The sequence below is a fragment of the Halalkaliarchaeum sp. AArc-CO genome, assembly GCF_024972735.1.
In the GTDB taxonomy this organism is placed as follows: Archaea; Halobacteriota; Halobacteria; order Halobacteriales; family Haloferacaceae; genus Halalkaliarchaeum.
Window position 1 is genome coordinate 737,795 of sequence record NZ_CP087723.1, and the last position, 12,660, is coordinate 750,454.

The 12,660-nt window shown below is 63.1% G+C and carries 10 protein-coding genes; all 10 read left to right on the forward strand.

Annotated elements, in window-relative coordinates; genetic code table 11:
* Nucleotides 1–79 precede the first annotated feature (79 nt).
* Entirely contained in the window at nt 80–1,084 is a 1,005-nt protein-coding gene (locus AArcCO_RS04395) for a succinylglutamate desuccinylase/aspartoacylase family protein (RefSeq protein ID WP_259535222.1), read from the forward strand.
* 100 nt (nt 1,085–1,184) lie between these two features.
* Nucleotides 1,185–1,610, forward strand: coding sequence for a succinate dehydrogenase, cytochrome b556 subunit (gene sdhC / locus AArcCO_RS04400; protein ID WP_119816274.1), 426 nt, complete (start codon nt 1,185–1,187; stop codon nt 1,608–1,610).
* Nucleotide 1,611: 1 nt separating this feature from the next.
* Complete coding sequence (locus AArcCO_RS04405; RefSeq protein ID WP_259535223.1) at nt 1,612–1,983, forward strand: succinate dehydrogenase/fumarate reductase transmembrane subunit; 372 nt, start codon at nt 1,612–1,614, stop codon at nt 1,981–1,983.
* 3 nt (nt 1,984–1,986) lie between these two features.
* Nucleotides 1,987–2,925 carry a succinate dehydrogenase/fumarate reductase iron-sulfur subunit gene (locus tag AArcCO_RS04410; protein ID WP_259535224.1) on the forward strand — a complete coding sequence of 313 codons (939 nt, stop codon included), beginning with the start codon at nt 1,987–1,989 and terminating at the stop codon, nt 2,923–2,925.
* Between the two features lie 33 nt (nt 2,926–2,958).
* Nucleotides 2,959–4,791, forward strand: coding sequence for an FAD-binding protein (locus AArcCO_RS04415; protein WP_259535225.1), 1,833 nt, complete (start codon nt 2,959–2,961; stop codon nt 4,789–4,791).
* A gap of 105 nt (nt 4,792–4,896) precedes the next feature.
* Nucleotides 4,897–6,744, forward strand: a complete 1,848-nt coding sequence (locus AArcCO_RS04420; RefSeq protein ID WP_259535226.1) for an FAD-binding protein — start codon at nt 4,897–4,899, stop codon at nt 6,742–6,744.
* A gap of 166 nt (nt 6,745–6,910) precedes the next feature.
* Entirely contained in the window at nt 6,911–8,806 is a 1,896-nt protein-coding gene (locus tag AArcCO_RS04425; protein WP_259535227.1) for a 2-oxoacid:acceptor oxidoreductase subunit alpha, read from the forward strand.
* Between the two features lie 2 nt (nt 8,807–8,808).
* Nucleotides 8,809–9,747: a thiamine pyrophosphate-dependent enzyme gene (locus AArcCO_RS04430; RefSeq protein ID WP_259535228.1), complete on the forward strand. Its 939-nt coding sequence runs from the start codon at nt 8,809–8,811 to the stop codon at nt 9,745–9,747.
* Nucleotides 9,748–9,936: 189 nt separating this feature from the next.
* Nucleotides 9,937–10,365, forward strand: coding sequence for an HTH-type transcriptional regulator LrpA1 (gene lrpA1, locus AArcCO_RS04435; protein ID WP_259535229.1), 429 nt, complete (start codon nt 9,937–9,939; stop codon nt 10,363–10,365).
* A 133-nt stretch (nt 10,366–10,498) separates the two neighbouring features.
* On the forward strand, nt 10,499–12,601 hold the full coding sequence (locus AArcCO_RS04440; protein WP_259535230.1) for a hypothetical protein: 2,103 nt from the start codon (nt 10,499–10,501) through the stop codon (nt 12,599–12,601).
* Nucleotides 12,602–12,660: the final 59 nt, after the last annotated feature.

Here is a 12,660-nt window from a genome sequence, read left to right on the forward strand (position 1 = left end):
CCCTGTTCGGGTTTCCCATCGCCCGAACGACCGCTCCGCTGTCAGACCATTTAAGACCCCACGCGCCCGATCCCGGCTCATGGCCGAATCCGGGGACGTTTTCACGTACAACGGCGGCAGGGTCGAACCCGGGGAGCGGCAGAACCTCCGGTATCGGATCAGCGAGACGTATCTGGGTGATCCAGTCCGCATCCCGGTGACGATCGTCAACGGCAAGCGTCCCGGTCCGACCGCGTTTCTCTCCGCAGCATCTCACGGCGACGAACTCAACGGGATCGAGGTGGTTCGGGAGGTCGCCCACGAGTGGGAACTGTCCGATCTCGCCGGAACGCTGGTCTGTCTGCCCGTCCTCAACGTGCCCGGATTCATTACCCAGCAGCGCTATTTACCGATCTACGATCGCGACCTCAACCGGTCGTTCCCGGGTGATCCCGAGTCGACGAGTTCGAAACGGATGGCCCACCGCATCTTCACGAACTTCCTCGAGCCGTGTGACGTCGGGATCGACTTTCACACCTCGACTCGAGGACGAACGAACATGCTTCACGTCCGGGGGGACATGACCGACCGGGAGGTCCACCGTCTCGCGATGGCGTTCGGCTCGAAGGTGGTTATCGACAGCGAACCGCCCGAAGGGACGCTCAGAGGGGAGGCGACGAGAGCCGGGACGCCGACGATCACCGTCGAGATGGGGGAGGCACACCGGTTCCAGCGGGATCTCATCGACGACGCGCTCGCCGGCGTCGAGTCGGTCTTCGCGGAGTACGGGCTGTTGGAAACTGCGGCGGTTAGGTGGCCGGGATGGCGGACGATCGTCGCCGGCGGGGCAGAGAAGACGTGGATACGCGCGGACGCGGGCGGCATCGTCGATATGCACGCTTCGCGGGGCGAACTCGTTCGCGAGGGCGACGTGATCGCGACGATCACGAACCCGTTCAAGGCCGACGACGTCGCCATCGAAGCGCCGTTCACTGGGGTGTTGGTCGGCGTACTCGAAAATCCGGTCGTCTACCCCGGGAACCCCCTGTGTCACCTCGTCGAGCTCGAGCCGGAGGTTCGGCGAGTGCTCGAATCCGGAGCGTGAGTGTCCGTCGCCGTCGGTTCGTATTTTCCCCTCCGAGTTTCCGTTCCCTGCCGCCGACTACGTAACTACTATACCCCCCCGCGACGGACTGCCAAACGTTATGAGTCAGTCGTACAACAGGGGCGTGATCGAGGACTTCAGCCGCTGGCGGGAGTTCTCGGCGGGGATGTGGGCCTGGATCTTCCACAAGTTCACCGGCTGGGTGCTCGTGGGATACCTGTTTACCCACATTGCCGTGCTCAGTACGGCGATTCCCGCGGCGAGTCAGGATCCGTCGGTGATCGCAGCCGGAAACGACATCTACACGCAGACGATCGTGACGCTCGAAGAGTTGTTACTCGTGCGCGTGCTCGAGGTCGGGTTGCTCGCAGTCGCCGTGTTCCACATCCTCAACGGGACGCGGCTGCTGTTCATCGATCTGGGGATCGGCCTGGAGTCACAGGATAAGAGCTTCTACGCGTCGTTGATACTGACTGGTGCAATCACCGTCGCATCCGTTCCGACGTTCATCGCGGGGGCGTTCTGAGATGGCACAGCAGTACTCCTCCTTTAGACACGGCGGGACGATGTGGCTGCTCCAGCGGATCACGGCGGCGTTTTTGATCGTCGTGCTGGCGTTCCACTTCTTTTTGCTGCACTTCGTCCATCACGCCGACGAGGTGTCGTTCCTCGCGACGGCGGGACGGATGGAACAGTGGAGCTACTACTCGCTCATGGTGTTGTTTTTGATCACGGCGACGTTCCATGGGGTAAACGGCGTGTACAATGCGCTAATAAATCAGGGACTCTCGGGGACCAAGCGCACCGCGGTGAAGTGGATCCTCGTCGTCGCCAGCCTTGTCGTGATCGTCCAGGGGATCCGGACCGCCAACGCCTGGGCAGGAATCGGGGTGTTTTGAACCATGAGTACTGACGCAACTGAAACTACGGACGCGGAGACGGCAGCCGAAACGGAGACGGAAACCGACGCGACGGCAGACTCCGAGGTGGCGACCGACGCGAAACCGGAGGCTCCCTCGCCGGGCGAACAGAGACGACAGGCGAAACAAGAGCGTGCAGCCGACCGCGAGGCGGCAGCCGACCGCGAGGCCGAGGACATCGCAGCGTCGGCCGACAACACTGTTCACCTGCGCGTGTTCAGGTACGACCCCGATGTCGAGGGGAAGACGGAACCGTACTTCGACGATTTTCACGTCCCGTTCACGAAGGGGATGACCGTCCTGGACGCGCTGATCTGGGCACGCGACAACTACGACCCCTCCCTCACCTTCCGGCACTCCTGCCGGCAGGCGATCTGTGGGTCGGACGCGCTGTTCGTCAACGGGAGACAGCGGCTCGCCTGCAAGACGCAGATCAGCGACATGAGCGAACCCGTCATGGTCGAGCCGCTCCCGCACTCGGAGGTCGAAAAGGATCTGGTCGTCGACATGGAGCACTTCTACGACCAGATGGAGGCGGTCGAGCCGTACTTCCAGACGAACGAACTCCCCGAGGACGAACTCGAAGAGCAGCGACAGTCCCGGGAGAACCGCGAGACGATCAAGATGTCCACCCGGTGTATCTGGTGTAGTGCGTGTATGTCCTCGTGCAACATCGCCGCCGGGAACAACGAGTATCTCGGACCGGCCGCGCTCAACAAGGCGTATCGGTTCGCCATGGACGAGCGGGAGGGCGAGGACATGAAACAGCACCGGCTGGAGATCATCGAAGAGGAGAACGGCGTCTGGCGGTGTCAGACCCAGTTCTCCTGTACGGAGGTGTGTCCGAAGGACATCCCGCTCACCGAGCACATCCAGGCGCTCAAGCGCGAAGCGGTGAAACACAACCTGAAGTTCTGGTGACCCCAGACGCGAGAAGACATTCAGATCCAATCCATGTACGAATACGACGTTATCGTGGTCGGCGCGGGCGGTGCCGGTCTCCGCGCGGCGATCGCGGCACAGGAGGCAGGGGCCGACGTGGCCATCGTCACGAAGCTCCATCCGGTCCGGTCTCACACCGGTGCGGCGGAAGGCGGCGTCAACGCCGCCCTCCATCCGGACGACTCGGTGGAGGATCACGCCTACGAGACGATGAAGGGATCGGACTACCTCGCCGATGCCCCCGCGGTCGAAACCTTCGCCGAGAACATCCCGCGGGAGGTGGTCCAGCTCGAACGGTGGGGAATGGCCTTTTCCCGCGAGGAGGACGGTCGGATCTCCCAGCGACCGTTCGGCGGAATGGCGTTCCCGCGGACCGCCTACGCCGGGGCGGAAACCGGCCACCACCTGCTCCACACGATGTACGAGCAGGTCGTGAAACGCGGCATCACGGTCTTCGACGAGTGGTACGTAACCAAGCTCGTCGTGACCGACGAGGACGATCCTGCCGATCGGACGTGTCACGGCGCGGTCGCGATCGACATCGCGACCGGCGAGATCGCGGGCTTTCACGCCCGGAACGGTGTGATACTGGCGACCGGGGGCGCCGGACAGGTGTTCGAACACACCACGAACGCGATCTCCAACTCGGCTGACGGGATGGCAATGGCGTACCGTGCGGGGGTGCCGCTGGAGGACATGGAGTTCATCCAGTTCCACCCGACGACGCTCCCCTCGACGGGTGTCCTCATCACGGAGGGCGTTCGGGGGGAAGGCGGAATCCTCTACAATGCGGAGGGGGAGCGGTTCATGTTCGAGCACGGCTACGCGAACAACGCCGGGGAGTTGGCCTCCCGGGACGTGGTCTCGCGGGCGGAGCTCACCGAAGTGAACGAGGGACGGGGGATCGAAGACGAGTACGTCCATCTCGACATGCGCCACCTCGGCGAGGAGCGGATCATCGATCGACTGGAGAACATCGTTCACCTCGCGGAGGACTTCGAGGGCGTCGACGCGCTCGAAGAGCCCATGCCCGTAAAGCCGGGCTGTCACTACACGATGGGCGGGATCGAGACCGACGAAAACGGCCAGACCAGAGTCGATGGGCTGTACGCCGCCGGCGAGTGCGCCTGCGTCTCGATGCACGGCGCGAATCGCCTCGGCGGGAACTCGCTCGCGGAACTACTCGTGTTCGGGGAGCGTGCCGGTCGAGACGCGGCCGGCGACGAGATCGAGGAGCCGGAGATCCCGACCGGCTGGACCGACAACGCCGAGGAGGCCGACTTCGTGCCGCCGGTCGAACTCGGGGCCGCCGGCGTCGAGCCCGCCGCGGTCGCGGACGGCGGCGCGATGGCCGCCTCGCCGGTCGAACTCGTCGAGAACGCGGTGGAGTCAGAACGCGCGTGGGTCGATCAGTTGCTCGAACGCGACGACGGCGTCAATCACGCCCAGATCCGGGCGAGAGTCCAGGATACGATGGGCCAGCACGTCAACGTGTTCCGCGAGGAGAAGGGACTCGAGCAGGCGGTTCGTGACGTCCAGGAGGCACGGAAGCTGTATCGGGAGGTGCACGTGGAGGACCCCTCGCGGACGTTCAACACCGACCTGATCCAGGCGCTGGAGACGCGCAACGTCATCGACGTTGCGGAAACGATCGCAGTCGGTGCGCTGGCGCGCGAGGAGTTCCGGGGGGCCCACTGGCGCGAGAAGCACCAGCGGCGCAAGGACGACGAGTGGCTCAAACACACGTTCGTCTCGTGGAACGACGGGGAGCCGCAGCTGTGGTACCGGCCGGTACTCCTCGAGGGCGAGATGCAAAACTACGAGCCGAAAGAGCGAAGCTACTGAACTGTCGCCGGCGGTTGTGAGTTCTCGCGGTTGCCGTTTTCTCGTGTTCGATTGGATCGAGCAGTACAATTAGGTCGCTGTAGTTCCAATACGGAGAGGAGATAAATGTACGAGTACGACGTCATCGTGGTCGGCGCGGGCGGCGCCGGCCTCAGAGCGGCGATCGCGGCACAGGAGGCAGGGGCCGACGTGGCCATCGTCACGAAGCTCCATCCGGTCCGGTCCCACACCGGCGCGGCGGAGGGCGGCATCAACGCCGCACTCAGGGAGGGCGACTCTTGGGAGGATCACGCCTACGACACGATGAAAGGCTCCGACTACCTCGGCGACGCCCCGGCCATCGAGACGCTGTGTAAGGACAGTCCAGAGGAGACCGTCCAGCTGGAACACTGGGGAATGGCGTTCTCCCGCGACGACGACGGTCGGATGAGCCAACGGCCGTTCGGCGGGCTGTCGTTCCCACGGACCACCTACGCCGGTGCGGAAACCGGCCACCAGCTGCTTCACACGCTGTACGAGCAGCTCGTGAAGCGCGGCGTCGAGGTGTACGACGAGTGGCACGCCACGCGGCTCGCGGTTTCCGACGAGGAACAGCCGGAGGATCGGACGTGTCACGGCGTCGTCGCCTACGACGTCAAAACCGGAGAGATCTCGGGGTTCAAGGCGAACGACGGCGTGATACTGGCGACCGGTGGTCCCGGCCAGGTGTACGATCACACCACGAACGCGGTCGCCTGCACCGGTGACGGCACCGCAATGGCGTACCGTGCGGGGGTTCCGCTGGAGGACATGGAGTTCATCCAGTTCCACCCGACGACGCTCCCCTCGACGGGTGTCCTCATCACGGAGGGCGTTCGGGGGGAAGGCGGAATCCTCTACAATGCGGAGGGGGAGCGGTTCATGTTCGAGCACGGCTACGCGAACAACGCCGGGGAGTTGGCCTCCCGGGACGTGGTCTCGCGGGCGGAACTCACCGAAGTGAACGAAGGGCGAGGAATCGAAGACGAGTACGTCCATCTCGACATGCGCCACCTCGGCGAGGACCGGATCATCGACCGCCTGGAGAACATCGTTCACCTCGCGGAGGACTTCGAAGGCGTCGATCCTCTCGAGGAGCCGATGCCCGTAAAGCCCGGACAACACTTCGCGATGGGCGGGATCGAGACCGACGAGAACGGCCAGACGTGCATCGAGGGCCTGTACGCGGCCGGCGAGTGTGCGTGTGCGTCGGTTCACGGCGCCAACCGTCTGGGCGGGAACGCGCTGCCTGAGTTGACCGTCTTCGGCAAGCGGGCGGGCCACCACGCTGGAGGCAAAGAAATCGAGGAGGCGAAAATCGAGACGGGCAAACGCGGCGAGTACGAATCCGGTGGGATAGAAACGCCCGTAGAACTCGGCGAGGTCGACAGCTCCGGCGAACCTGTCGCTTCCGACGGTGGAACATCGGAAGACGGCAGTGGTGCGGAGGGGGGAGAGATCGTCGAACGCGCGGTCGAAGACGAACGAGAGCACGTCGAGATGCTGCTGGATCGCGACGACGGCGTCCACCACGCGGAGATACGGTCCGAACTCCAGGAGTCGATGACCCAGTACGTCAACGTGTTCCGCGAGGAGGGGGGGCTCGAACAGGCACTCCGGGACATCCGACGCGCACGCGAGCGGTACCAGGACGTCGCCGTGGCGGATCCCTCGCGGACGTTCAACACCGACCTGCTTCAGACGATCGAAACCCGGAACCTACTGGATCTGGCGGAGGCAATCACCATCGGTGCGCTGGCGCGCGAGGAGTTCCGGGGGGCCCACTGGCGGAAGGAACACCAACGGCGAAAGGACGACGAGTGGCTCAAACACACCATGCTCTCGTGGAACGACGGCGATCCGGAGCTGTGGTTCCGGCCGGTCGTTCTCGAGGGTGAAGAGAAGACCTACGAACCGAAGACGCGCAGCTACTGATCCGCGTTTCGGTCGTAGTTCCGCCCGCGGACGCGACCTCCCGCAAGCAACGTTTTCGGGAAGCAGGGGATTCATAACGATCGTTTTGTGGTAATTCATAGCAAGCCCTTTTACCTCGCCCTTGTAAGTTCAGGATACTCGGCCCGAACGGGCCGCGGCCAAAACTATGACTGAAAGTGAACTCATCTGGCGGATTTCCGGCGGTTCGGGGGACGGTATCGCCTCGACTAGCCAGAACTTCGCCAAGGCGTTGATGCGTTCGGGACTGCACGTGTTTACGCACCGCCACTACCCCTCGCGGATCCGCGGTGGCCACACGTACACGGAGATCCGGGCGTCGGACGAACCCGTCAAGTCACGGGGTGACGGGTACAACTTCCTGCTCGCGCTGGGGGACTCCTTCGCCCGGAACCCACAGGAGGACGCCTACTACGGCAACGAGGAGCTCAAACCGCTCTCGGAGAACCTCGATGAACTCCGAGAGGGGGGCGTGATCGTCTACGATTCGGGGCTGCTCGACGCAGACGAGATCGAGGGCTTCGACCGACGAGTCGAGGAGAACGACTGGCACGTCTATCCGATCGACCTCCGCGGGATGGCTCGCGAGCAGGGGCGTGAGGTCATGCGGAACACGGCCGGCGTCGGTGTGACGTGTGCGCTGATCGGGATGGATCTGGAGTACATCCAGGACCTCATGCGCGAGGCGATGCCCGACAAGATCCTGGAGCCGAATCTCGAGATCCTCCAGACGGCGTACGAGCAGGTCCAGGAGGAGCACGATCCGGACGCCCACGACGTTCGGATCCCGTCCGGGGAACACGACGAACCGCAGCTCCTGATGTCGGGATCGGACGCGATCTCCTACGGCGCGATCGACGAAGGCTGCCGGTTCATCTCGGGGTATCCGATGACGCCGTGGACGGAGGTGTTCACCATTATGACACAGGCCCTGTCGGGGCTCGGAGGAATCTCCGAGCAGGTCGAAGACGAGATCGCGGCGGCGGCGCTGGCGCTCGGGGCGTCCCACGCCGGCGTCAAGGCGATGTCCGGCTCCTCCGGCGGCGGATTCGCGTTGATGTCCGAGCCGCTCGGGCTGGCGGAGATGACCGAGACGCCCGTGGTGTTCGTCGAGGCGATGCGTGCCGGTCCGTCCACAGGAATGCCGACGAAGACCGAACAGGGCGACCTCGAACACGTCCTGTACACTTCTCAGGGTGACACCCACCGGGTGGTGTTCGCTCCGGGAACCGTCGAGGAGGCGTACGACCAGACCCGCACGGCGTTCCGGATCGCCTACGAGTACCAGATTCCGGCGATCGTCCTGTACGACCAGAAGCTCGGCGGGGAGCTGATAAGCGTCCCCGAGAGCACGTTCGACCGGGAGCCGAACCCGGACCTGGGATCGGTGCTCACGGAAGAAGAGCTCGTGGACGCGCCGCACAACGCCGCCGGCAAGTACGAGCGGTTCCAGCACGACGTCGAGGACGGCGTGAGCCCGCGCTCGTTGCCCGGCCAGAAGGGTGGTCGATTCCTCGCGACGGGCAACGAACACGAGCCGTCGGGGCACATAAGCGAGAGTCCCGAAAACCGGGTTGCGCAGGTCGACCGGCGGAGCCAGAAGGTCGAGGCGATCCGGGCGGAGCTCGACGACGAGGGCAACCAGACGCCGCACGGGCCCGAGGACGCCGAGTACGGCATCCTCACGTGGGGCAGCCAGCAGGGAACTGTCGAGGAGGCGGTCGACGAACTGAACGCTGCCGGCCATTCGGTGAAGTCGCTCGGAGTCTCCGACCTCACGCCGTATCCGGTCGCGGAGGTCGAGGCGTTCGTCGAAAGCGTCGAGGAAGTGCTCGTCGTGGAGATGAACGCGTCGGCACAGTTCCGCGGGCTCACCCAGAAGGAGCTGGGTCGCTACGGGGAGAAGCTGTCGAGCCTGCTGAAGTACAACGGCAACCCGTTCGAGCCGGCCGACATCGTCGAGGGGTTCGAGTCGACGATGATCGACGGCAACGACGACGTGCCGGGCATTGAAACCACGTTCGTACCAGCGGCGGGTGATTAACTATGAGTGCATTCAACGCGATCGGCGAGGAACGCGAGATCGATCGAGAGGAGTTCACGCCCGGAATCGAACCGCAGCCGACATGGTGTCCCGGCTGTGGCGACTTCGGCGTACTGAAGGCGCTGAAACAGGCGCTTCCCGAGGTCGGGCGGACGCCCGAGGAGACGCTTCTGGTGACTGGAATCGGCTGTTCGGGCAAGCTCAACAGCTATCTCGACAGCTACGGCTTCCACACCATCCACGGTCGGTCGCTGCCGGTCGCCCGCGCAGCGAAGCTTGCAAACCCCGGACTCGAGGTCATCGCTGCCGGCGGCGACGGCGACGGCTACGGGATCGGCGGGAACCACTTCATGCACACCGCCCGGGAGAACCACGACATGACCTACGTCGTGTTCAACAACGAGATCTTCGGCCTCACGAAGGGGCAGACGTCCCCGACGAGCCCGAAGGGACACAAGTCCAAAACACAGCCCCACGGCAGTGCGAAGGATCCCATCCGACCGCTGTCGCTGGCGTTGACCTCCGGGGCGTCGTACGTCGCCCGGACCGCCGCAGTGAACCCGAACCAGGCGAAGGAAATCCTCACGGAGGCGATTCAGCACGACGGCTTCGCTCACGTCGATTTCCTCACGCAGTGTCCGACCTGGAACAAGGACGCTCGCCAGTACGTCCCGTACACGGACGTGCAGGACTCCGACGACTACGACTTCGACGTCCACGATCGCGTCGAGGCCCAGGAGGCGATGCGCACCGCCGAGGAAGCGCTGTACGAGGGGGAAGTGCTCACTGGTCGGTTCTACGTCGACGAGGGGCGCCCCTCCTACCAGGAGGAGAAACAGCGCATCGGCGAGATGCCCGAGACGCCGCTTGCAGAGCGGTACTTCGACGACGACTACGAGTGGGAACGCGCCTACGACGAGTTCATCGACAAACACCGGTAGGCTGACCGCCGCCGGACGAACCGACCTGCGGCCGCCGTTCTCTCTTTTCGACGGTATAAATCACAGACTGGGGCGCCTTTTTCGGCCGACCAAATTCTGTGTTGGCGGAGAGGAAGGGTGTGATCAACTGTTCGACAAACGATTTTGTAATTCGGAAGGTATTTTTTCTATCCGGCCAAAACACGTGACATGAGCGCTGCCCCGACGGAGGATCGGATCCTCGAAGCTCTCGAGGAGGACGCCCAGGCGTCGTACGCGGAGATCGCACAGCAGGCCGGGGTTTCGAAACCCACCGTCCGGAAGTACATCCGCAAGCTGGAGGAGGAGGGGGTCATCGTCGGTTACTCCGCAGAGGTCGACCCGAAGAAGCTCTCCTCGCAGTCGATCGCGATGGTCGGAATGGACGTCGACAGCGGGCGGTACGTCGAGGCCACCCGGAAGCTCAAGCAGCTCGACGCCGTCGAATCGCTGTACACGTCCTCCGGGGACCACATGCTGATGGCGGAGGTCCGGGCCGGAAACGGCGACGAGCTCGGGGACGTCATCGCCGAGGAGATACTGGGGATCGAGGGAATCACGGCGGCCCATCCCTCGTTCCTCCAGGAGCGGCTGAAGTGAGCCACTGTCGGTTCGAACGGGGGCCAACTGTCGGTTCCACCGATTCCATCGATTCCATCAGTTCCTTTTTTCGGCTTCACCGACAGGTTAGGCGGAGCAATTACTAAGGCCGATGGGCAGAGACATTGCAACTATGGGGGGTGTCGACACGGGGACGCGGATAGCGTTCACTGCCGATGGAGAGACGCTTCGCGTCCGAGATCTCATCGAGGGAAAGGAAATGGTCGTCGAAGCCGACCGGGAGATCGATCCAGTCCCGGCGCTTACCGACCTGTTCGTCTTTCCGGTCGACCGGGCAGTTTCATTCGAGACGGAATCGATTCATCTGCCATCACACTCGATGGTTCGAGTCCGCGATGGAGGCGGGGAATTCCTCGGAAACCTTTTGGAAACAGCGGAATACCCGACTGAAGATTATCTGTTCGATGTGACCGGGAACGTACGGACGTACATTCGTGTGGAGGATATAGCGTTTTCAGCTTCTGGGAGAAACGAGGACGACTCATTAACTGTCGAGTTTGAGGACCTGATAACGGTGACTGTCGGATCCCGCTCACTTCACACCCAACCGGAGGCAACACTCGTCGTGCCCGACGATCCGGCAGCGGCGATGGAGGCGATTTCACATCTCGGTTCGTCGATCAAGGAGTTTTCCGCCGAGCGATCCTGGCCGACGCTTCGGGGGCACCCACCGCGGTTCCGGCGCGGTGACACTCTCGAAATTCCTGACTCGATCCACCGGCCCGATACGGGAATCAGAATCGAGATTCCGCCGACGTTTTCGGACGTCTACCGAATCGCACCGCTTGCGTTTTACCTGGGGGCGACCGTCGAACCCGGCGATGATGCCGCACTTCACCTAGAGAACGGGTATACCGAACCGCTTCGATCCTCCGGGCGGACGCTTTCGGAGACGGTCGAAGAGCTACTGAAGCGATGTTTCCTCCTCGACTCGATCGTTCGAACCGAGGGTTACATTCCGTCATGTCGCTACGAATACGAGGAGCTGGGGCCGGATCTTTCGTTTTATCCACCAAACCTCTACGACGCCACGCTGTCGACGCAGTTGATCGAATATCTGGAGGTGGAGCGATCGGTACTGGAACCGTACTACCCCACGTGGAGCACGACAGCCGTCCTGCGGCCAGATCCGTCTGACGTCGAACTGCTCCCGTATCTGGCACACACGCTCTCGCCGATACGCGTGAGCGAGCACTTTGCCGACGGCAGCGACGAGGAGGGGAACGGCAGAACCGTCCCGTACGGTTGGCCCGGCGGACAAGTTCCAAATTTCACGGACGGGGAAACCGTTCCGTCACTGACGCCGGAAATGCTTCCTTCAACTGCTGCCATCTTGAACGTTCAGACGTACGAGAACGCGTTCGAGCTACCCCCAGCGACCCCCGGGGACGGTGCCGTCGCCCTCGTCACAGACTCACCGGACCGGAGTCAGCGCTGGCGAGAGCAATTGAGCTCCCTGACCGAAGGTACTGTCGGTCTCGGGAAAATTGACATCCTCCTTCGGCCAGAACGTGACAGCTTGCGAACGCTGTTTTCCGGGAGGTACGACGGGGTATACGTCGCACTCCCCTTGGAGGAAGACGAAATCGTCTGCGCTAACGGCGGTGTTAGCCTCGACCGGATTCGGGACGTCGATGCAAGATTCGTTGCCTTCGAAGCAGGCTCAATGGAAAACGCTCAGTCGGTGGTCCGGAACGGTGCCGTCGCCGCTACCGTTGTCGACGGTCCCGTTTCTGGCGATCGGTTACGCGAGTTCCTGGAACTCCTGGGTATCGGCCTTTCAATAGGAAAGAGCACCGAACTCGCGTTCTCAGAAGAGCCTATCCAGGTTCGGTTTGTCGGTGACCCAGGCCACCAGATGTCGGTCAACAAGGATGGGACTCCACCACACGTCGTCGAACTCGACCCCGTCGAAATCGATCACCATCGAGTGACCACACACAGTTTCCTCTCAGTTCGCCACCGAGCAGGTGAAGAGTTGAAATTCCATGCGGAGTATTTGGGCGAACGGAGTCAACTACTCGGTGTTCGTTGCAGCGATTACCGGTCGAAGTCCGCGGAGGAGGTTCTGGAACTTGCAGCCTTCGGTGATTCGATTCTCGAAACCTTGGGAAAGACCGTCGTTGACCCCGAGCGCTTCACCGAGAAGGACATCAGACGAGCGGTCCGGCGTTCCCGGTGGAAGGAATCGGACCGTGAAATCCCCGAAACCTAGCGATCGGCCGCGGTCGAACGCACTCTCGACCCCGACGCGCCGCTTATAAGTTCCGACGG

Excerpts from the sequence above, each read along its gene's own strand:
- AArcCO_RS04395 (WP_259535222.1), top strand. The coding sequence starts at position 80 with ATGGCCGAATCCGGGGACGTTTTCACGTACAACGGCGGCAGGGTCGAA.
- sdhC (WP_119816274.1), top strand. The coding sequence starts at position 1,185 with ATGAGTCAGTCGTACAACAGGGGCGTGATCGAGGACTTCAGCCGCTGG.
- AArcCO_RS04405 (WP_259535223.1), top strand. The coding sequence starts at position 1,612 with ATGGCACAGCAGTACTCCTCCTTTAGACACGGCGGGACGATGTGGCTG.
- AArcCO_RS04410 (WP_259535224.1), top strand. The coding sequence starts at position 1,987 with ATGAGTACTGACGCAACTGAAACTACGGACGCGGAGACGGCAGCCGAA.
- AArcCO_RS04415 (WP_259535225.1), top strand. The coding sequence starts at position 2,959 with ATGTACGAATACGACGTTATCGTGGTCGGCGCGGGCGGTGCCGGTCTC.
- AArcCO_RS04420 (WP_259535226.1), top strand. The coding sequence starts at position 4,897 with ATGTACGAGTACGACGTCATCGTGGTCGGCGCGGGCGGCGCCGGCCTC.
- AArcCO_RS04425 (WP_259535227.1), top strand. The coding sequence starts at position 6,911 with ATGACTGAAAGTGAACTCATCTGGCGGATTTCCGGCGGTTCGGGGGAC.
- AArcCO_RS04430 (WP_259535228.1), top strand. The coding sequence starts at position 8,809 with ATGAGTGCATTCAACGCGATCGGCGAGGAACGCGAGATCGATCGAGAG.
- lrpA1 (WP_259535229.1), top strand. The coding sequence starts at position 9,937 with ATGAGCGCTGCCCCGACGGAGGATCGGATCCTCGAAGCTCTCGAGGAG.
- AArcCO_RS04440 (WP_259535230.1), top strand. The coding sequence starts at position 10,499 with ATGGGGGGTGTCGACACGGGGACGCGGATAGCGTTCACTGCCGATGGA.